The following is a 22003-nucleotide window of genomic DNA, read 5'->3' on the forward strand; positions in this document are numbered from 1 at the left end:
ACATTCCTAATTCTTAATTTTAAATTCTTAATTCCCCGAAGGGTAAACATTCTTAGTTCTTAATCAAATAAAGCTCTTCATAGTTCATAGGCTTCGTAATCGCTACTCTGCCAGAACGAGTAAACTCTAGTACACCATAACTAGACAACTGAGTAAAAAGATTCTCTATTTCTTCTATATACCCTGTTTTCTCTATCGCTATAAAATCTTTATCTACTGATAATATTCTAGCTTGATTCGCTCTAATGATTTGTTCTACTTGGGTATTGGACAACAAAGATGTCCTTACTTTATAAAGTGCTAGCTCCTGGTAAATGATATCGCTATTCTTATACGCAAATACCTTAAACACTTCTACTAATCGCTCTAACTGACCGATCAATTTATCGACTTGCTCTTGTGTACTTTTAAATACTACAGTGTATTTAAAAACCTGTTTTATCTCAGATTCTGACACTGTAAGACTATCTAGATTAATATGTCTACGCGTAAAAACATTGGTTATTCTCGTCAGCATCCCAATACTATTTTCAGTAAAAACCGACAATGTGAATTCCTCTTTCATACTCCTTGTCTTTTAATTTAATAATACATCAGAAACACTTGCTCCTGTTGGAATCATTGGATATACATTTTCTTCCTTCTCTACTACTATTTCTAATAGATAAGCTCCCGGATGAACAAGCATCTCTTCTAATGCATGTCTTAAGTCAGTTGCATGTTCTACTTTATTGCCTTTGATATTATACGATTGAGCAATACCTACGAAATTAGGGTTGTTCATCTCCGTAAAACTATACCTCTTCTCAAAGAACATCTGCTGCCACTGTCTTACCATTCCTAAAAAACTGTTGTTTAGAATAATCATTTTCACCCCTATATTACTTTGCATAATTGTACCTAGTTCTTGAATATTCATCTGAAAACCTGCGTCCCCTGCTATCGCAACTACCGTTTGTTGAGGATTGCCTAGCTTAGCACCTACAGCCGCAGGAAGAGCAAACCCCATTGTCCCCAATCCTCCAGAAGTGATATTTGTCTTAGGTGAATTGTACTGATAATGACGGGCTGTTATCATCTGATGTTGTCCTACATCCGTTACAATGACAACTTCCCCTTTTGTCAATTCTGTCAATAACTTAACAGCATCCTCCATCATAATCTTGTCTGCATTGACTTGCTGTTTGTGAACTCTCAACTGTTCTACTTCATATGCTTTGCCTTGTTTAAACTCAGAAAGCCAATCCTTATGAGTACGCTGTTCTACTAGTTCAATCAAAGTATTTAATGCCTTTTTAGCATCACTTCGTATTCCGATATCTGCCTTAATAATTTTATTTAACTCTGCTGCATCTATATCAATATGAATAACCTTAGCTTGCTTTGCATATCGAGATACATCTCCAGTTACCCTATCGTCAAAGCGCATTCCTATAGCGATTAATACATCACACTCATTCGTCTTTACATTCGCTGCATAATCACCATGCATTCCAAGCATTCCACAGAAATGACTATGATTACTAGGCAATGCTCCTAAACCTAAAAGCGTGGAAGCAGTAGGTATATCTGTCTTTTCTACAAAGGCTTTTAACTCTTGTTCTGCATGACTTAATAATACCCCTTGTCCTACTAACAAATAAGGTTTTTTTGCCTTATTAATTAAATCAGCTGCTTGGTGAAAGCGTTCTAAATCGACTGGAGGTTCTGGAGCATAACTTCTCACCTCAGAACATGGTTTATATTCAAAAGCAGTCATTCCGAACTGAGCATCCTTTGTGATATCAATCACAACAGGTCCAGGTCTTCCAGCCTTCGCTAGATAAAATGCTTTGGCAATAGTAGGTGCTATCTCTGAAGCCTTAGTCACTTGGTAGTTCCACTTCGTAATCGGCATCGAAATACCTATTACATCTGTCTCCTGAAACGCATCTGTCCCCAATAATTGAGATGTTACCTGTCCTATGATACACACCACAGGTGTTGAATCAATATAGGCATCTGCTAACCCTGTAATCAAATTAGTTGCTCCTGGTCCTGAAGTAGCAAAGACTACTCCTACTTTACCAGAAGCTCTTGCAAATCCTTGTGCTGCGTGTATTGCTCCTTGTTCATGGCGTACTAAAATGTGTTCTAGCTCATCCATTTTGTCATAAAGAGCGTCATAGATGGGCATTATGGCCCCACCTGGGTACCCGAATATCGTCTCTACTCCTTCACACAACAAAGAAGAGATTACTGCTTGTGCTCCTGTTAATTTTTCTTGTTGCATATTTTGTGTTTTTTGTGAAATCGTTTTTTTTGTGATGTTGTAAGGTTGTGAAACCGTCTTTTTGTGATGACGTGATATCGTGATGTTGTTTTGTAGGGCGAATTGCAATTCGCCCCTACCGTTGTGTGCCGATAGGACGTGATGTTGTGATGGTGCGGATTTTTAATCCGTGACGTGTATTCTCCTGACTTTCCTGTTCCCTGTTTCCCATTCCCTGTTTTCCATTCCCTGTGACACAGGACAGAACGTTAAGAAAATGTCTAGTAGACATTTTTAGTGAATGAGACAGGAGGCGTGCGGGCTAAATGCGTTTCTACATTATGTGACGGATCTGTCTTACTGCGCAAAGTCTCCCGACTTTGAACAACCCTTTTCATAGCGCAGCCAAACATTCCTAATTCCTAATTTTAAATTCTTAATTCCCCGAAGGGTAAACATTCTTAATTCTATCCGTAATACATCCCTCTGATGCATCTGCCACACAGTTTGAGTATTTGTACAACACTCCTTTTTTAAACTTTAGTGCTGGCTTTTGCCACTTTTCTCTACGGGCTTCTAATACCTTCTGATCAACTAATAGCTCTAGCTTTCTATTCTCTACATCAATACTGATGATATCTCCATTCTCTACTAATGCAATTGTACCTCCATCATACGCTTCAGGAGTAATATGCCCTACTACGAAACCATGCGTACCTCCTGAAAAACGACCATCTGTGATAAGAGCAACACTCTTGCCCAATCCTGCTCCCATAATTGCAGAAGTAGGCTTAAGCATCTCTGGCATTCCTGGACCTCCTTTAGGACCACAATATCGGATAACTATTACTTCCCCTGGCTGAACTTCTTGAGCTGATACACTTTCGATAACTGCATATTCATCATCAAATACTCTTGCTTTCCCCTTAAAGAACGTACCTTCCTTACCACTGATCTTCGCCACACTTCCCTTCTCTGCTAGATTACCATAGAGAAACTGTAAGTGTCCACTTTCCTTAATGGGAACAGTGATATCTACAATAATATCTTGGTTCTTAGCCAAGTCTTTTGCTAGACTTAAGTTTTCTCTTACTGTCTTTCCTGTCACTGTAAGACAATCTCCATGCAATAATCCCTGATCCAACAGATGTTTCATAATAGCAGGTACCCCTCCTATTTTGTGTAAATCTTCCATAAGGTACTTTCCACTAGGTTTTAGATCTGCTAAGACAGGTACTCTATCGCTAATCTCCTGAAAGTCCTTTAGTGTAATCTCAATGTCTACAGCGTGTGCCATCGCGATTAAGTGAAGTACTGCATTCGTAGATCCTCCTAGTGTAATCACCATCGTCATCGCATTCTCAAATGCTTCTCTAGTCATAATATCTGATGGCTTGATGTCTTTCTCTAATAAATTTCTCAAAGCCTGTCCCACTTCTAAGCACTCCTGTTTCTTCTCACTACTTAGAGCAGGATAGGAAGAACTATGTGGTAAACTCATCCCCAGAGCTTCTATGGCTGATGCCATTGTATTGGCTGTGTACATCCCTCCACAAGCTCCTGCACCTGGGCAAGCATTCTTAATCACCCCTTTGTAATCTTCTTCTGAGATAGAGTTGCTAAACTTCTTGCCCAAGGCTTCGAAAGCAGAGACGATATTTAGTGACTCTCCCTTGTACTTCCCCGAGTGTATACTTCCTCCGTATACCATAATAGCTGGTCTATTCAGTCGCCCCATCGCGATAATTGCACCTGGCATATTCTTATCACAACCTGGGATAGCAATGACAGAGTCATACCATTGTGCATTAACCACTGTCTCAATAGAGTCTGCTATAATATCTCGAGATACAAGAGAATACTTCATGCCCTCTGTCCCATTCGAAATACCATCACTCACACCGATTGTGTTGAAGATTAGCCCTACTAGTCCACTCTGTTTGACGCCTTGCTTTACATACTTTGCCAGATCGTTTAGGTGCATATTACAGGTATTGCCTTCATAGCCCATACTCACTACACCTACCTGTGCCTTATCTAAGTCTTCTTCACTCAGTCCGATTCCATAGAGCATAGCCTGTGCCGCTGGCTGTGTTTGGTCTTGTGTGATTACTCTACTGTACTTGTTCAATACATTCATAATTGTGTTTTTTGGTTGATTATATATCCTTGATAGCGAAACGACTAGAGAAGTTTTATTGCAAAATGCTATAACCAAAAAAAGCCTCCCAATATGGGAGGCTTCAAATATTCTTTATCTCTAGATAGAAAAAATCAGCATAGCGACTCCCGTGCAAATGTGTTTACCACAATCACAATAATTAGAACCACTAGAATGTTTACTAAATTTTTCATCTTTTTTGTTTCTGATCTATAGGTCAAAGATATAAATTGATTTAACACAACCAAACAATAAAAACCAACTTACTTAATATTTTAATCAAAAAATAGGCAGTTTTACAGTGTAAAAAACAAACAAATTCAGTATAAAATATAAAAAAACCACTACCTTCAACATCACCTCTAAAAATATTTAACAAATAACCGTATTTAATCTGTCAAAAACAGTTTCTATAAACAAGGTCAAGTCTTGCTACGACTAGCTTCATCTCCAAAAGTGTTTTTTTGCTTAAAAAAGATGTATTTCACTCTATTTTCATCTAAAAAAAACAAAAAAAAGACTCTATTTAGTTCAAAAATCAAATAATTAAAGTCATCTCTTTTTTTTAGTAAAAAAACTTCAAAAAAAGTTTTAATTAATACTATTTTTAGTTCTATAAATACCCCAAAAAAGCAAAAAGGACACTTTTAGAGGTATCCTTTTTCTTCTTATTCTGTCAGATTATTACTCATCTAAAACTATTTTACCTAAAAAAGCATGATCTACATTGATAAAGATTGTGTTTAACTTCTCCTTTTTATTCGATAATCTTTTATTATAAATTACTGTTTCTAAAGCTCCATATACTTGTTTCTCCATCATTCTGCTCCAAAAAACAATCAAAGTATTCTCAGACGTATTCTCCCTTCTAAAACCATATACATCTTGTATTTGTTTTAATTTTATGTCTAATGTAGATGTGCTAGATAATGGAGGAAACTGTTCAAATCGATTGTCTATATTCCAATCTAACTTCCATGTCCAATAATTTATAGGAACATTACAACTAGAATGTATAGAAACTAGACTATCCTCTTTAAAATACAATAACTGTATAGGTTTGGTCAGAATATATTGTTTGTCTTTCTCTACGAGAGACGAATAACTTATAAACTGCTCTTGTGTACTAATGAGAAACTGTGCTCTTTCAGGATATTTCTCTTTTAATTTAACTAGAGATTCTTCATAATCCTTTTGAGAAAATACTTCTAACTCTTGTACTCCCACTAATCTTAATACAATAGTTTCTGAGAAGACTACTCCAAGGGTGATTATAACACCTATCATGATTAAAATAAAGTACCTCTTTTTCATTGTGCTTATTTTACTATTTTAAACCCAGATTATGCAATAGACATATAAACGAAAAGTAATTATACAAAATAGGTCTGAATTAGTGATTAAAGCATACTATAGTATGGTTTTAGAGCTAATGAAAGAACTATGAAGTAGAATTGCTTTGTAGTATTTGGCTAATGCTAATATGGGTTAAAACGTATCACCTCTCCTTTTATTTCATAATCAACACATATTCTTTACATTAAACAACAACTATATTGTCAAAAACTAATCTTGATTTTACACTGCGAAATATTAGCACAAAAAAGCCCACTTATTTAGTGGGCTAATATATTATCTAAAGATCATACAGTTGGACACAGCATGTGCATATAATTTGCCTTCTGCATCTAGTAATTCACATTCTAAGTAAGCCGTAGTACGCCCCTTATGTATAATCTTTGTTTTTGTTTTTAGCACTGGTGAATCCGCAGTTATTCTTCTCAAGAAATTCACTTTTAAATCTAATGAGGTAAAGCTTTCTCCAATCTCTAGGGTACTCAATAAAGAACATCCTATTGCCGAATCTAATACCGTACTAATGATACCTCCATGTACACTTCCTATTGGGTTATAATGGAACTCTTCTCCTTTTAGTTCGAATATGACCTGTCCTTTTTCTACAGAAACTACTCTAGAGGAGATTGTTTCTTGTATAGGAGCCATAGGTAAATTCCCTTCTAATACCTGCATTAGAAACTCATATCCATTTAATTTCTTTGCCTCTTCTAAAGTTTTATTAGGGTCTTCCCAAGAGAAAGTACGCGTTCTATTGATGCTCATAATTTTATTTTTTAGATTAGTTTAGAGCTAAAAGTACTAAATCCTAAAAACAGAAACACTATTTTCCCTTTGAAATAGCCATTTTAAAAGCTAAAAACAACAATACGCTCCCCATAAACCACTTCTGTACTTTTACCCATAAAGGTTGTCTCTGAAAGAAAGAAGCCATCTTAGCTGCAAATAATACGATTAAGAAATTATTGATAAAACTAACTAATAATTGAGTAGTTCCTAATGTTAAACTCTGTAACAATACAGATCCATAAGCTGGCTTAATAAACTGGGGAAACAAAGAGAGATAAAATACTGCTACCTTAGGATTCAAGACATTCGTTAAAAAACCTATTGAGAACAACTTACTTGGAGAATCTACTTTAACGCTTTGTTCTACATCAAATATATTCTTTGCATTAGGTTTTAACGCTTGAAACGCCAAATACACTAAGTACAGTGCACCTGTCCACTTCAGTATAGCATAGGCATAAGGTATGGTAAATAATATAGCCGTCAATCCAAAAGACACTAATATAATATGAAACAGAAAACCGCAGATCACTCCCATCAGAGAGATAAACCCAGCTCTTTTGCCTTGTGATAATGTTCTCGTAATAAGATATAACATATTTGGCCCAGGAGTAATAGCCAAGACTACTGCCGCTATCGCAAACAGCATTAAATCGTGTAGTGGAATCATAAATAATCGTTGGTTAAGTCAAGTCAAATGTAATTTTTTTCTCTTGATAGATAAGTTTTTCAAATTACTTTTTCTCTTTTATTTCAACGTGTATTTGCAACTCCCTTTTCCTTTCAGCTATTCCTATTCTGTATTAACAGTCTTTAAGTTTTGCAATTGTCTAGCTAATAAACCTATCTGTTTAATCTTGCTTTCTAATTTTACATCCCAAGGCAAACCAAAGCACAATCGCATGGAGTTGTTATACTGATTTTGCAAAGTGAACATCCGTCCAGGAGCTATACTAATTCCTTTCTTCATCGCCAAGTCATATAACTCTATAGTATCAATCTCTTCACTAAACTCTATCCACAAAGACAACCCTCCCTGTGGCTGACTAATCTTAATATTCTTAGGAAAACTCTGCTGAATAACTCTAGCATAGTTCTGATAATTCTGATATAGTTTTCTTCTTAGTTTTCGCAAGTGTTTATCGTATTTCCCTGACCTTAAGAAATTAGCTACAGCCTCTTGTTCTAAGGAAGAGGAAGAGATAGACTGTATCAGTTTAATATTTTGCACTTTATCTTTATACTTGCCAGGTGCTACCCATCCTACTCTAAACCCGGGTGCAAGTGTTTTAGAGATAGAACTACACCAAAGCACATTTCCTGTCTTATCGAATGTCTTACAGCAAGTAGGTCGATGACCTTCAAAACATAGATCACCATAGACATCATCTTCTATCAAAGGAATATCGTGCTGTGCCAATAGCTCTACCACCTCTTTCTTGTTCTCATCAGGCATACAGCTCCCTACAGGAGTATTGTAATTTGAGATTAAAATACAAATATCTATTTCTGAGACTACCTCTCTTAGCGCTTCTACTTTTATTCCTGTATTAGGATTAGTCGGCAATTCAAAGACCTTTAACCCCAACCCTAAAGCTAATTGTAGAATACCAGGATAACAAGGACTCTCTATCGCAACAGTATCTCCAGGTTTACTCAATGCTGTTAGACAAAGGGCTACTGCGTTCATCCCTCCATTTGTGGTGATCAAGTCTTCTTCATGAAGATTAGCTCCCCAACCCGAAGATCGCAAAGCAATCATTCTCCTCAGATTCGCGTTGCCTTCTAATCGTTCGTATTGTACCCCACCAGTAGGCAAATCTCTAGTGGCTTGTACTATTTCTTTCTTTAATTTAGCAATAGGCAACATATCTCCATACGCCACGGTATAAGATAGTAATAAGAGGTCTTCTCTACCTATATTTGCATATACTTTTTGAAGAATATCATTAGGTTCACAGTGATTAGCTAATAAAATGGGATTACTCTCCTCAGGAAGAGGCAAGTTCTTATAACTTAATTTACTCACAAAATAACCACTCTGAGGTTTCGAATAAATCAAAGACAGGGATTCTAACTCTAAGAAAACACGTCTTGCTGTATTCATACTAATCTCATATTCTGCGCATAACCCGCGCAAGGAAGGTAACTTCTCTCCTTCTCTAATATTTCCACTTCTAATCTGAGAAGCTATATTCTCTGCAATCTCACTATACAAAAAGGTTTTGCTCATATTCATCTACTAACTGTGCCCATGCAAATATACAAAACTGATACTGTGTGAATCCTATACATAGAGGTAATTTTGTCCTAAATAAAACAGAATAATGGAACAATCAGGCATTTTAAATGCAACAACAAAATCATCTAACGGATGGTTAAATGGATTTATTGGAGTACTTCTATTCGCAGGTTCGATGCCTGCTACTAAGATGGCGGTTAAAGACCTAGATCCTATCTTCGCCACTGCAGCAAGAGCAGTTATCGCAGCTTTATTAGCGCTAGCTTGCGTAATAGCTCTTCGCGAAAAACGCCCTACCAAAGAACAGATGTGGCCACTAATTAAAGTTGCCATTGGAGGAGTTATTGGTTTCCCTCTATTGACAGCGATGGCATTAGAGTACATCACCTCAGCACATTCATTGGTATTTATGGGAATGTTACCCCTGTCTACAGCTATATTCGCTGTATTCATTGGTAAAGAGAAGCCTAAACCTATCTTCTGGCTATTCTCTTTATTAGGGAGTGCCTTAGTGATTGGATTTGCATTCTCACAAGGAGTAAGTTCTAACCCTATCGGGGATGTCCTAATGATCTTAGCGATCATCCTATGCGGACAGAGCTATGCAGAAGGAGCTAAACTATCTAAAACACTAGGAGGATATCAAGTAATCTCTTGGGCGTGTATTATCTCACTACCTCTTACAGTGCCGATTATGATTTATACGGTACCTACAGACTTAGCTCTAGTAAGTGGAGAATCTTGGTTTGGACTATTCTATATTTCTGTTGTGAGTATGTTTTTAGCGTATATCTTTTGGTATAAAGGATTAGCACAAGGAGGAATCGCAACAGTAGGTCAAATCCAATTATTACAACCGCTATTAGGGATGATATTAGCGGCAACAGTATTAAACGAAAAAGTAAGCCCTACGATGCTATACGTCACTTTCGGAGTGATCCTTTGTGTAGCTGCAAGTAAGAAGTTTGCTAAATAGATATTTTTTTCTCTTCAATTATTACCCTTTTACTAACGAAAAACGCACTTTTATAGTGCGTTTTTTTTGTTGGTGTATTACAATTATTTTTTTACTTTTATTTAATTAAACACAGCTTTTTCTCATACTAATTTATAATTAAATTGAGTCTCTTATATCTGTATATCTAAAGCAGATATACCCATTAATTAAATTAAAACTTGCACCTTCACTATCTTTTGGCGCATCTCCTATAAAAAAAACATACAAATCATAACCTTTTTTAGGTTCAAAAAGCATTTTATCAAAAGCTTTATCAAAACTTATCTTCACCATACTAAGTTTTTTATTTGAAATTTTATTTTTATCTAAAATCAATTCATATTGCTTAAAAGGTTTTCCATCATCAGGAAAATCCGCAGGAAACAATTTAATATAAACTGTTTCTCTAAAATCTTTAAAAGAAGAATTTCTTGATTTATCAGTTGCCACTTTAACTTTTGAAAAGAAAAATTGTTTTTGAATGCCAATATGCTTTTTATTAGCTAATATTTCTTTAAAAAGAGTATCATAGTCTAAAGGAATATTATTAATTTTTATTCTTTGATCCCTATTAGCTGGAAAACTTAAATAACAATCTACTATTTTCTCTATAGATGAAACTTGATTTGATTTATGATCAGAAAAATCACTTGAAATTTCTGTATGTCTTCTTTTATTTTTAGAGTCTACATTCTTTCCAACATTATGATTATATACATCTTTTTTCTCTTTTGTTATATCTTCTTCAAGAATATTAAATTTATTTGGAAAACCTATCTTTTTAGCTTCCTTATCTGTTATTTTCAGACCACTCTTTCCTTTCCCATAAATAGTATTATTTTTAGCATAATCACAATCTTCATGATGAGTATATCCTACTAACTTTCTAAAATGAGGTGCTTGAATATTATATTCCTTAAAACTACTAGGAACTACGGGAATACCACAACGGGAATCACTACATATAAACTTCATTTTTTCAACCTCCTCAAGAAATGGAAGATAATCAGCCCTTATTTCTTTTTTACTTATTTCTTCAAGTGCTATATTCATATTTTTAATTTAATTAATAGATAAAGAATAATCTCTCCTCATAAAGTTACCGAAGAGCGTTCTCCTTTCCTAGACAAAGAATGACACATTGAGAACATTAACAATTTAGTCTCTACCCCCTCCTAAAATACATGAAGAAGTTGACAAAGAATAAACATGCAATTAGCATAGCGATGACTTGAGAAGTATTAGTTATATCTTGTTGACACGTTTATAAAATAAAAAAAGCCTAACTACTCTCGTAATTAGGCTTCAGTATTAAATTTTATATCTTTAAAAAGAACTATGATTTACTAGGTGTCGGATGTATGTAATCATTCCTACGATTGCGTGGTATACGGTATGGATATACGTTGTGTGAGACGCGAGATATTGCGCCTCTACCTTATACAGACTGTGGTTACTAGGTGGCGGGTGTATATGATCATCTCTACGATTGCGTGATATACATGCCAAATGCCATAGGCAATACTGTTAACTGTCAACTAACAACTGTTAACCATTAAATGCCGTAGGCAATACACTCCTAATTCCTAATTCTAAATTCTCAATTAATTACTGCATGCTCTCGACACACATAATCGCACATTTCTCACCATCGATGGCAGCAGATACAATACCACCTGCATACCCTGCTCCTTCTCCACATGGATAAAGTCCTTTGATCTGAGGGTGTTCTAAGGTATCATCCTCACGAGGGATACGCACTGGAGAGGATGTTCTACTCTCTGGAGCGTGTAAGATAGCCTCATTTGTGAAGTACCCTTTCATCGACTTGCCAAACTCTTGGAATCCCTGTCTCATGATTTGCGTCAAGAAGCCTGGGAATACCTGTCCTAACTCTATAGAAGTCGTACCAGGTAGATAAGATGTCTTAGGGATAGACTCTGATACTTTAGACTGAGAGAAGTCTACCATACGCTGTGCAGGTACACGCTGTGTCTCTCCTGCTACCCTATAAGCCTGTTGTTCTATTGATTTTTGAAATTCCATACCTGCTAAAGCTCCGAACTTTTCAAAAGGTTTAAAGTCTTCTAAACGCAATTCTACTACGATACCCGAATTGGCTGTTGCTTGATCGCGTTTAGACGGTGACCATCCATTGGTTACGACTTCTCCTGGTGCTGTAGCACAAGGTGCGATAACCCCTCCTGGACACATACAGAATGAATACATCCCACGACCATTGACCTGCTTCACGATAGAATAAGGTGCTGGAGGAAGAAACTCTCCTCTGTAATCACAAGAGTATTGTATCTTATCTATCAGCGTCTGTGGGTGCTCTGCACGTACTCCTAGGGCAAAAGGCTTTGCTTCTATCAAGACTTTCTTGCGGTCTAGTAATTCATAGATATCACGAGCAGAGTGTCCTGTAGCTAAGATTATTTTCTTTGCTTCGATTAGGTCTCCATTGTGTAGTTTAACTCCTTCTATTTCATTTCCTTTGATCACAAAGTCGACTACTCTTTTCTCAAATAATACTTCTCCACCAAACTCCTCAATCTTAGCACGCATATCTTGCATAATCTTCGGAAGTTTATTCGTTCCGATATGTGGATGTGCTTCTACTAAGATGTCTTGTGATGCACCGAAGGCTACTAATAACTCTAGTATACGATTGACATCACCACGCTTTTTAGAACGTGTATACAACTTACCATCTGAGTAAGTCCCCGCTCCTCCTTCTCCGAAACAGTAGTTCGAATCCGGATCAACGATATGATCGATATTTATTGCTTTCAAATCACGACGACGACCTCGCACATCTTTTCCTCTTTCGACTACAATAGGTTTTACCCCTAGCTCGATTAGTTGTAAGGCAGCAAAATAACCCGCAGGTCCTGCTCCTACCACGATAACACGTGGAGCATCCTTTACATTTTTATACTCTGGAAAATCAATATGTCTGTGCACGACATCCTCATCGGCAAAAAAAACAGCAACCTTTAAATTGATCTTTACGGTGCGTTGTCTCGCATCGATAGACCTCTTTAAGATCGTGATATGCTTAATGTCCTTTGGAGAACACTTCACATGGTTTGCAACGTACTGCGTCAATAAATCCGCTGTACCTGCAACTTCAGGAAGAACTTGTAACTGTAATTCTTGTGGCATTTTTTTATAAAGCAAATAAAAATTAAAGGCGCAAAAATAAACTAAAATCACTTAGCTTTTTTTACTATTTTATAGTCATTCAGTATTTTTTTGACATCCCGTACACAAAATACAGAAAACCATACTAAAAAACTAATTATTAGTTATTTACTAGAATAAGATAACTTGTTATAGAAAGTAATTTACTCTATTATATTTTTTTTCCTACATTCAGAAGGAGGAATGCCATACTTATCTTTAAAGGCCCTATAAAACGAAGCATTTGAACTAAAACCAACTTCCTCGCCTATATCTTTAACAGATTTATCTATATATTCTCTACATACTAATAATTCTTTAGCTTTAATTACTCTTATATTATTGATATACTGATTGAAATTGGTAGCTAAATGATATGAAAAATAATAACTCAATTCATGATTTAATATACGTAAAGAACTAGCTAATTGACTTAAATCTAAATACGAATTATAAAAATATTCACTTGGTAATTCTTCTAAAGATTTAGTAATAGCCATTAATTGTTTAGAACTAAAAAGTGATTTCTCATTTCTATATTCATTATCAACATACTTATCTCCATTATAATCTCTAGATGAAAATGATACTAAATTTATACTCTTACTTAATTGAATAATTAAACTATTGTTCATCATTACAATATAACAAACAAAGAAAAACAAAAATACAATATAACTAATGCAGGTTACCATTATTAGACTTTCTGATAAGCTACTAAATAATAGGCTTATTACAGTAAGTAATATTCCTATTAAAGCCAATCTTGATATCGCATTTTTATCTTGATTATACAACTTATTTACTACGAATAAATACAAATAATATCCTATTACCATTAGTAATATTCCCCAAACAAAAAATTCTATCGGAAAAGCAAGTTCGTCATAAAAATCAAAAACAAAAAAAACAATTAATGTTACAACACTCATTACATAAGATCCATACAAGGTAATATAGTAACTAGTAATATCAAATCTTTTATTTTCTGACTCTAAATAAATAAAATATATATTGGGCCATATCAAAAAAAGAAAACTAAATGTTACATGCGTAAAGGAGTCCTTTGCATTGAGTATAATGGAAATGAAATGAATAATACAATATATGATAATAATGATATTGAATTGTTCTTTCACCTTTTGAACATCAGTTTTCGTTTTTTTTAATCTCTGGATTAATGATAGATTTGTTACACCTACTACCAATAAAATAGTAATAGCAATAACTAATGATATATCATATAAAGTATACATCTCCATTAAGCATTATTTTTTATTTTTAACTTCATTGAGATACTGAATAAAGAAAGAAGGATTTACCCCTATTATTTTTTTAAACTCAATAGTAAAACTACTATGTGAACTAAACCCAGTCACTTCTGCTAAATGCCCTATCTTATAGTTTCTATATTTTTCTTCAAACCTTAGAAGAGTGACTGCTTCTAATAACCTATACTGAGATATATAAGTTTTAAATTCTATATTTTTAGTCTTTTTTAATATGCGACTTATAGTTGTTGTATTAGTATTACATACTCTTGCTAGAGATTCTATAGTCACCATATTATCTAAATATCCTTTAGACTGTTCAAATTTTTTTATCCCATCAATAATAGATTTCTCAGATTGATCAACTAGATCCGTTTCATTCCACACAACACTTTCAAATAGAGAAGGCAATTTTTCCTTACTTATATGTATTAGTTGATATAAAAAACTATTTGGGTTAGGTATATCTTCTTCTATTTTATTTTTTTTATCTCTTTTGCGCCATACATAAAAAGCGATTGGTAAAATTATCAGAGCTATTAAAAAAGAGACTATTACAGTAAAATACTTCTTATTTTTAATATCTATTTTTTCTTTTTGAATATACTGTTTTTCTAATAATTCATTAACTGTAGCAACTCTAAAATCTTCCTTAGCTTGTTTCTCTTGTAGATAAGCTTTATTGTATTTACTATAATTTACAATATCTCCACTGTATTCATAATATTCACTTAAATAAAAATAAATACTTTCCTTTAAATCTCTATTACTATTAATCATAGCTATATGTAGACCTTTTAAGTAATATTGTAGTATTTCTTCTGTTGGTACTTTATTGTTTTGTTGAAAGCTTATTTGAGCCAAACCTACATAGATATAAGCTGTTGTTAAAGAATTTTCAAACTGAGCGCTTTCTTTTATATAGGAATAACCTCTTTCATAAGCTTCTTTAGCTTTATCATATTCTTTAAGCTCTAAATAGTTAATCCCTTTATTTTGTTCATTAGAACCTAAATAATCATCTCCATGCAGCAATAAAGAAGAAATTTTATTCAGATAAATTTCACTTTGATGAATGCTTTCTAATGCCTTGCTATAATCCTTTTGTTGATAATAAGAAGATGATAGCAAATGGTGGTAATAATAGGTAGAAAAAACACGATCGTATTCGTCATTAATTTTAGGTAGTATATCTTCAATTTTATCAAAATAATGTACTGCCTCACCAAACAATTCTAAACGACTATACTCTGCCCCAACAAAACCATAAAGTCTGCTTAACCACTTATAGCTTTTGTTAGCTTCAGCTAGTTCAATTGCTTTTAATGCTTTTCCTAAAGAATTAGGAATATCAAAGTCATCATGATACAAATAAGCACTAATAAATAATGCATGTACTTTAGTATGTACATTAGAATTATGATGATAAATAGAATCAGTAATAAAGAAAGCTCTATTCTTATCAATAGGTCTTATTTCAGTTAATATCCTAGCCAATAAAATATCTGTATCATTGTGTTTTGCCTGTATTAATACAGTAAACAGAAGAAATACATATACTACATACCTTATGCTTTTTTTCATCATACAACTTTACCTTATCCTTTTTCGTCAAAACAAAACTTAACAAAATGTCTTTATAATTCTACGATTTTAAAAAAAATCTTCTAAAAACTCGAATATACCTGAAGCAACTCCAAACTTGACAAATTAATACTATAATCTAATTTAGATATTCAAATTTTTGCAAAGTTCAGAAGAATTTTATACTAAAAAAAATACAAAACCTAATTTATTGGTAATTATTATTAAAAAAAATATCAAAATCACTATTTTTATACCTTTAAATTATATATTCTATATTTTCAACTAGTAAAAAAAAGAATTCATTACTATTTGTACAATTTAAAACTCTATCACATCTTTACTTCATCACACTACTGTTACATAGCTTCCATTAGTCACAAAGACTTACAGATATAAACTTTCCACGTATCAATATTTTAGAAAATTCTACTTTATTTTTTGTGAAATTTATACATTTTTAATTCTTTGAAGTGTTAAAATTCTCAAACTGCATTAAAAAATAAAATTTTAAAACTGTAAAGCAACAAAATAAGCCACAAGAGACTAACCTACAGCTACATACATAGTTGTTTCAAATTATTGGCATACTTTTTAATTTTTTTTTGAGAAGTGATTATTTACATTTTTAAAGACTTTTGACTCACATAATAACAAATGCTAATCGACTTTTGTATAGGTTATACATCATGTAAATTTAACAGTTGTTATTTACTTTAAGGTGGTGTAATAATCACCATTTTAGAGGCTTTTTATAACTTATTTTAACAAGCTATGATTAAAAGAAAACAATTATTAAACACAACATTATTACTTCTGACATTATTTTCCTTCTATCAAGGGATTGCTAGTAATATAAATTGTAAAATACCTTCTGATGCAATATTGTTAACAGCATCAACTAATATCTTGCAAAGTGGAAAGAAATATTTCACTGACAAAGACCTTCTAATTGCAGGAAGTACTTTCACTATTGAGCCAAATGCTGAATTATATATTCCTGAAGGGGTAATCCTACAAGCATCAGGAACAATGCATATGAAAGGGGGATTAATCAACATCTGTGACAATGCAGGTTTTTTCTTTAAAGGAGCAGTCAATATTGGTGAAATAAGAAGTAATAACAATGCTATAGTAAATGTAGGAGACTTTAGCTTCTTCAGTGTTAATGGTTCAATATCTCAACTAGATCCAGCTGATGGAGATAGTAGTAAAACAGCCAAAGCACAATTTAATTTAAGTGATGGAGCTAATATTAATGTATGTGCTACTTTATCTGTAGCTTCTATTCATTATCCTATGGTAAAATATGTAGGTAAAGGGCATGAAAGTGCAAACGTAGTAAATAGAGCTCCTGCATCTGGAACTCCTGGAGCTAAATTATCAGACTCATCATCAGTAAATTGGTTCGCTTTGGCTGGATTAGCGCATGTCTCACCAGGATCAGCTAATTTGTGTACTGATCCTCTAGCATGTGAGTCTATGTGGCCTCCTGGATTAAAAGCAGAAATAGAAGGTATTTGTAGTGAAACTGGAGAAACAAAACCAGCCATTAGTTTAACTAAAGTAGGCGCTTTTAATACAACTACTGTAAATCAAGGTTATGCTTCTGTAGGAGAAACAATTAATTATACTTTTAAAATTAAAAACATAGGTAATGTCGCATTAAAAAACATTACACTAATTGATGAAATGGTAGGTAATAACCTGATTCCAGAGTTTATCAGTGGGGATATAAATAATAATAATTTATTAGATGTAAATGAAGAATGGGTTTATACATTAATATATCCTGTTACTCAAGAGGATATTAATCGAAAAGCTGTATACAACATTGCTTCTGCATCAGCTAAAGATTTTAAATTCAAAACAGCAACAGCGACATCTTATGATCCTAATCCATTGCCATTAGACACACCTGGTCACCCAGGACTTTTAGCAGATTGTAAGAAGTGTACTATTGTATTATTAAAAGAATACAATTTAGTTATAACCAATCCTCATGTGAGGCAACTCATGCTAAATCTAGAATAAAATAAATAATAGTTATTGTAAGCTAAATTTATATTAGACAGCAAATATTTATTTTTATATTCTTCTCCCTCAAGAAGCATAATTATTAATAATATATGTTAATCTTAAATTTTTTAAATACAAGGTCCCCTCTATTCGCTAAAATCTGTTCTACTTTTTATAGAATAAAATATCTATTAACAAGAAACACATCTTGTTAAATTGCAAATACTTGTACTTTACCTTCATGTAACAAGACTTACAATAACTCAAAGAAGCCAGATATCCCTGGCTTCTTTTTATTTTAAATAGGTTTCAAAAATTAGTACTGTGTAATCTCTACCACCATTAAAACAAAAAAGCCTGTGATACAATATCACAAGCTTTTACATAAAAGGAACTAAGGAAAAGCGAACTTGGGGTAAGCTTATCAAATGAGTCTACTATCTGTCCTTAGTCCTTCTAATCTATAGAATACAATTGCTATTTCTTCTTAAAACAAAGCCTCTATTTGCTTCTCTGCTTCCCATAGATCACAGTATTTACCTTGTTTTATCATTAAGGCTTCATGTGTTCCTTCTTCTACTATCTGACCTTTTTCTAAGACACATATCTTATCCGCACCTCTGACTGTAGATAACCTATGTGCAATGATAATCACAATCTTCTCTTTCACTAACTCATCGATAGCACGCTGTACGGCAAGTTCACTTAAAGAGTCTAGAGAAGACGTTGGTTCATCTAGAATGACTATTGGACTGTTCTTAAGCAGTGCTCTCGCAATAGAGATACGCTGACGTTCTCCACCTGATAAGGTATTTCCCATATCTCCTATAGGCGTATCATACCCTTTAGGCAATTGGCTGATAAAATCGTGACATTGAGCACGCCTAGCCGCGTCTATTATTTCTTCTTGAGTAGCAGTAGGTTTCGCCATACGGATATTGTTACCTATGGTATCATCAAATAAATAAACCTCTTGGAATACCACAGATATCATACTCAACAAATCATTCTGACTCAAATTAGTAATATCAACTCCTCCTATACTAATGCTCCCCTTCTGACAATCTGCATAACGCATAATCATTCTTGCCAGCGTAGTCTTACCCGAACCTGAAGGCCCTACTAAAGCTACAATAGACTTCGGTGCAATAGATAAGTTGATATTAGACAAAGTTTTTTCTTGAGCATCTTCATAATAAAAGTCTACTTCTTTAAACTCTATACCATAAGAGGTAGGTTTCGCTTGAGGTGTCTTTACTTCTAAGACAGGAGCAGTTAACATCGCTGTGATTTGCTTATATCCTGCTTCCATCAGACTAAATATCATGGTCATGGGTACAAAGCTAGAGATCAACTCTGAGAAGCGAATCACAATAATCATTAAGGCTGTCATGACCATCATATTGCTATCTGCTTTTAGCACAAACAATATTCCCAATCCCAAGGATACTAACATCCCTACTTCTAAAGCAGAAGTAATAATCAGATTAGGAGTACTCCCTTTGCCATGCCCGAAGATTTGCACTTCTCTTACTTTATCAATGCTTTTGTTTAAACGAGCTACGATACGCTCTATACCATTACTTGCTTTAAGCACAGGTAAGCCTTGGATAAACTCTATAGACTCTGCATTTAGCTCAGAGTGTACTTCATTTAGATAATACATTCCACGGTCATAAGCGGGTTTTCTCCAGCGATATAACGGGATGATCACAGGGAATAAAATCAAGATAACGATCGCTATCTTCCAGTCAAAGAAGAAAGTCATCAGCCCTACTGATATAGGTGTAATCACTCCATACATCATCAAACTCGACACTGTAATGGTGTAAGAAATTACCTCATCTACATTATTACTAATCACGGCACTCCACTTTCCAGAGCGTTTATTAGATAAAAATTCTAAAGGCATCTCTCTCAGTTTCTCCCCTTGTCTCTTGCGAAGGTCATACTGTGCCTGTGAAGAAAAACCTCCGTAGTCATAGTCTTGCCCTATCCATCTACAGATAGCACTAATCACGACGAAGCCTAATGCTATCCAGATGTAAAACCATACTTGCTCAGGCTTTCCCTTCCCTATATTCATAAAAATAGGGTAAAAGCAAGTATAAGCTGCTCCTTGAAAAACAGAAGACAACAATATCAATATTAAACTCATTCGCAGTCGTCCACCCATCGGACCTGCTGCTTTAATCAGGTTAGATAATATACCGATAAAAGAACTGCTCTTATTTGTTTGTACTTTACTCATCTCTATTATTTATCTGATTTAATATGCCAATTTCTCGCTTGTGTATACGATTGCCACATCGCTTGATATATTCCTTGATTAGCTGCTAATTGTTCATGTGTTCCTATCTCGCTAATACTTCCCTTATCCATCACAATAATCTGATCCGCATTCTTGATTGTCTCTAATCTATGAGCGATCATAATGACAGTTTTGTCCTTCATCAAATTGCGGAAAGCACGCATCAGTAATAGTTCGTTTTCTGTATCTGAGAATGAAGTTACCTCATCAAGTATCAATATTGGTTTATTTCTCAAGATCGCTCTAGCAATCGCTAGACGTTGCTTCTGTCCACCTGAGAAGTTATTCCCTCTCTCTTTTACTAAGGTCTCATACCCATCAGGAAGTCGCATAATAAAATCGTGTATTTGGGCAGCCTTAGCCGCTTCCATTACTTCTTCTAAGGTAGCTTCCTCTGCGCCCATTCTGATATTGTTTGCAATCGTATCAGAGAAGATAAAGTTGTCTTGAAACACAAATGATATTGTATCTAATAATACCTCAGGCTTTAATTGACGAATATCGGTTCCGCCTAGTTTTATCTCTCCATCACTAACATCCCAAAAACGAGGTAACAAACGAGCTACAGTAGACTTTCCTGCTCCTGATGCTCCTGTGATAGCAGTAAAAGTACCTGGCTTCACCGTAAAACTGATATTATCTAATGCCTTGTCCTCTCTACCAGGGTAAGTAAAAGATACCTTGTCAAACTCTATGGTTGTATCATTTACAGAAATTTGTTCTCCTGTAGAAGTTAAAGGTTCTACTTCTAGTAATTCTTCTATACGCTTTGCACTAATTGCAGCTCTAGAGATCACATTAGTCAAACTTCGGTAAGGCAAAATAGACTCTATCATTCCTGTCCCCAGTAATAAAGAGGCTACAAAAGACACAAAGCTCAAAGACCCTTCTTGGAACCAATACGTCCCTAATACAAGTAAAATAATAAATGTAGGTAGCGGGTTTAAAATAAACATGGACAACTTAGCATTCAATCCGTTTTCCTTAAACCACAAAGTGATAATAGATAAATAGCGTTGTAAGGCATTCTCATAACGCACAAATGATTTCTCTCCTCCATCGAATACACGTACTACAGGCATTGCCTGTACATACTCTATCACGGCCACATTAATATCTTCTTTTGCTTTATTAAATTGATGTGTTACTTCTGTCTTATTCTTCATCGCTAATGCTAAGAACCCAAGCCCTACGATAAGAATAGCTAGACAAACTAATGCTACTCTATAATCAAACCAAAATAATGCAACCAAAGTAACTACTGGAAAAGCATACGTACGCACAAATAAAGGGGTACTATCTGCTGCAAATCCATGTAATAAACGAACATCTTCATTTAAGATTTTAGTCAATGCTCCTGAACCTGTCTCAGTCAAGAACCCTAATGGTAACTTCGCCAAATGGTGACTGATATTCTTACGCAAAATAGCTTCTAAATCAAAAGCTGCGTAATGGGATACGTCAAATGACTTTAGACGTAATACATAACTAACTACTACACATAAGATCATCGCTCCGAATAGATACAACAATTGTGTTGTATTTCCGTGATACAGTGCATTAATTAGGTAACTTAATATTATTAAATTGGCTATTGTCAATAAAGTAGAACCCACAGAAAGAGCCATTGCAAAGTTTAGCTTCTTCTTGACTGGTTTTACGATACGCCATAGCACATTATCTGTTGCCATATTATTGTTTTTGTTGTTTTGTGATTTTGTTGTTTTGTGATTTTGTTGTTTTGTGATTTTGTTGTTTTGTGAAATCGTGAAACTGTGAAATCGTTTTTTGTTCTGTTCTCGTTGCAAAGTCTCCCTACTTTGAGCTACCATGCCA

15 protein-coding genes are annotated in these 22003 nt (G+C 34.3%); 2 read left to right on the forward strand and 13 right to left on the reverse strand.

Translation table 11 applies throughout. The features are described from left to right. Positions 1–52 precede the first annotated feature (52 nt). The 7 genes from ilvN to AABL87_RS11840 form a co-directional block, all read right to left on the reverse strand. Positions 53–565, reverse strand: a complete 513-nt coding sequence (ilvN, locus tag AABL87_RS11810) for an acetolactate synthase small subunit (RefSeq protein ID WP_016649057.1) — start codon at positions 563–565, stop codon at positions 53–55. Between the two features lie 12 nt (positions 566–577). Next, the gene (gene ilvB, locus AABL87_RS11815; protein WP_006265716.1) at positions 578–2272 is read right to left on the reverse strand and encodes a biosynthetic-type acetolactate synthase large subunit; all 1695 of its coding nucleotides are present in this window, start codon (positions 2270–2272) and stop codon (positions 578–580) included. Positions 2273–2687: 415 nt separating this feature from the next. Further along, positions 2688–4391 carry a dihydroxy-acid dehydratase gene (gene ilvD, locus AABL87_RS11820; protein WP_341277394.1) on the reverse strand — a complete coding sequence of 568 codons (1704 nt, stop codon included), beginning with the start codon at positions 4389–4391 and terminating at the stop codon, positions 2688–2690. A gap of 705 nt (positions 4392–5096) precedes the next feature. After that, on the reverse strand, positions 5097–5726 hold the full coding sequence (locus AABL87_RS11825) for a hypothetical protein (RefSeq protein WP_025124246.1): 630 nt from the start codon (positions 5724–5726) through the stop codon (positions 5097–5099). 318 nt (positions 5727–6044) lie between these two features. Next, entirely contained in the window at positions 6045–6533 is a 489-nt protein-coding gene (locus AABL87_RS11830) for a PaaI family thioesterase (protein WP_341277395.1), read from the reverse strand. Between the two features lie 58 nt (positions 6534–6591). Continuing rightward, a complete protein-coding gene (locus AABL87_RS11835) occupies positions 6592–7227 on the reverse strand; it encodes a LysE family translocator (RefSeq protein WP_041892863.1) in 636 nt (211 codons plus the stop codon). Positions 7228–7350: 123 nt separating this feature from the next. Further along, positions 7351–8796: an aminotransferase-like domain-containing protein gene (locus tag AABL87_RS11840; protein WP_341277396.1), complete on the reverse strand. Its 1446-nt coding sequence runs from the start codon at positions 8794–8796 to the stop codon at positions 7351–7353. An 88-nt stretch (positions 8797–8884) separates the two neighbouring features. Here AABL87_RS11840 and AABL87_RS11845 point away from each other — a divergent pair, with 88 nt between their 5' ends. Continuing rightward, positions 8885–9775: a DMT family transporter gene (locus tag AABL87_RS11845; protein WP_016649051.1), complete on the forward strand. Its 891-nt coding sequence runs from the start codon at positions 8885–8887 to the stop codon at positions 9773–9775. Positions 9776–9913: 138 nt separating this feature from the next. Here AABL87_RS11845 and AABL87_RS11850 read toward each other — a convergent pair whose 3' ends face one another. From AABL87_RS11850 to AABL87_RS11865, 4 genes are all read right to left on the reverse strand, one after another. Next, a complete protein-coding gene (locus AABL87_RS11850; protein ID WP_006264104.1) occupies positions 9914–10849 on the reverse strand; it encodes a hypothetical protein in 936 nt (311 codons plus the stop codon). Positions 10850–11404: 555 nt separating this feature from the next. Further along, positions 11405–12964 carry an NAD(P)/FAD-dependent oxidoreductase gene (locus AABL87_RS11855; RefSeq protein ID WP_341277397.1) on the reverse strand — a complete coding sequence of 520 codons (1560 nt, stop codon included), beginning with the start codon at positions 12962–12964 and terminating at the stop codon, positions 11405–11407. 182 nt (positions 12965–13146) lie between these two features. Further along, on the reverse strand, positions 13147–14244 hold the full coding sequence (locus tag AABL87_RS11860) for a helix-turn-helix domain-containing protein (protein WP_341277398.1): 1098 nt from the start codon (positions 14242–14244) through the stop codon (positions 13147–13149). A gap of 6 nt (positions 14245–14250) precedes the next feature. Continuing rightward, positions 14251–15840, reverse strand: a complete 1590-nt coding sequence (locus AABL87_RS11865; protein ID WP_341277399.1) for a helix-turn-helix domain-containing protein — start codon at positions 15838–15840, stop codon at positions 14251–14253. Positions 15841–16611: 771 nt separating this feature from the next. On the opposite strand from AABL87_RS11865, the gene AABL87_RS11870 reads away from it, so the two are divergent. Next, a complete protein-coding gene (locus AABL87_RS11870; protein ID WP_006264107.1) occupies positions 16612–17871 on the forward strand; it encodes a DUF7507 domain-containing protein in 1260 nt (419 codons plus the stop codon). A gap of 472 nt (positions 17872–18343) precedes the next feature. Here AABL87_RS11870 and AABL87_RS11875 read toward each other — a convergent pair whose 3' ends face one another. Together AABL87_RS11875 and AABL87_RS11880 are read right to left on the reverse strand one after the other, a co-directional pair. Beyond that, positions 18344–20107, reverse strand: a complete 1764-nt coding sequence (locus AABL87_RS11875) for an ABC transporter ATP-binding protein (protein ID WP_006261626.1) — start codon at positions 20105–20107, stop codon at positions 18344–18346. Between the two features lie 5 nt (positions 20108–20112). Next, positions 20113–21858 (reverse strand): ABC transporter ATP-binding protein, encoded by a 1746-nt coding sequence (locus AABL87_RS11880; protein ID WP_341277400.1) that lies wholly within the window; start codon positions 21856–21858, stop codon positions 20113–20115. Between the last annotated feature and the right edge of the window lie 145 nt (positions 21859–22003).

Source organism: Myroides sp. C4067, assembly GCF_038039665.1.
Classification (GTDB): Bacteria; Bacteroidota; Bacteroidia; order Flavobacteriales; family Flavobacteriaceae; genus Flavobacterium; species Flavobacterium odoratimimum.

Bases quoted from the DNA above. Each gene is read 5' to 3' on its own strand.
- ilvD (WP_341277394.1), bottom strand. From the start codon at position 4,391: ATGAATGTATTGAACAAGTACAGTAGAGTAATCACACAAGACCAAACA.
- AABL87_RS11880 (WP_341277400.1), bottom strand. From the start codon at position 21,858: ATGGCAACAGATAATGTGCTATGGCGTATCGTAAAACCAGTCAAGAAG.
- AABL87_RS11840 (WP_341277396.1), bottom strand. From the start codon at position 8,796: ATGAATATGAGCAAAACCTTTTTGTATAGTGAGATTGCAGAGAATATA.
- AABL87_RS11860 (WP_341277398.1), bottom strand. From the start codon at position 14,244: ATGGAGATGTATACTTTATATGATATATCATTAGTTATTGCTATTACT.
- AABL87_RS11825 (WP_025124246.1), bottom strand. From the start codon at position 5,726: ATGAAAAAGAGGTACTTTATTTTAATCATGATAGGTGTTATAATCACC.
- AABL87_RS11830 (WP_341277395.1), bottom strand. From the start codon at position 6,533: ATGAGCATCAATAGAACGCGTACTTTCTCTTGGGAAGACCCTAATAAA.
- ilvN (WP_016649057.1), bottom strand. From the start codon at position 565: ATGAAAGAGGAATTCACATTGTCGGTTTTTACTGAAAATAGTATTGGG.
- AABL87_RS11835 (WP_041892863.1), bottom strand. From the start codon at position 7,227: ATGATTCCACTACACGATTTAATGCTGTTTGCGATAGCGGCAGTAGTC.
- AABL87_RS11845 (WP_016649051.1), top strand. From the start codon at position 8,885: ATGGAACAATCAGGCATTTTAAATGCAACAACAAAATCATCTAACGGA.
- AABL87_RS11870 (WP_006264107.1), top strand. From the start codon at position 16,612: ATGATTAAAAGAAAACAATTATTAAACACAACATTATTACTTCTGACA.
- AABL87_RS11865 (WP_341277399.1), bottom strand. From the start codon at position 15,840: ATGATGAAAAAAAGCATAAGGTATGTAGTATATGTATTTCTTCTGTTT.
- ilvB (WP_006265716.1), bottom strand. From the start codon at position 2,272: ATGCAACAAGAAAAATTAACAGGAGCACAAGCAGTAATCTCTTCTTTG.
- AABL87_RS11875 (WP_006261626.1), bottom strand. From the start codon at position 20,107: ATGAGTAAAGTACAAACAAATAAGAGCAGTTCTTTTATCGGTATATTA.
- AABL87_RS11855 (WP_341277397.1), bottom strand. From the start codon at position 12,964: ATGCCACAAGAATTACAGTTACAAGTTCTTCCTGAAGTTGCAGGTACA.
- AABL87_RS11850 (WP_006264104.1), bottom strand. From the start codon at position 10,849: ATGAATATAGCACTTGAAGAAATAAGTAAAAAAGAAATAAGGGCTGAT.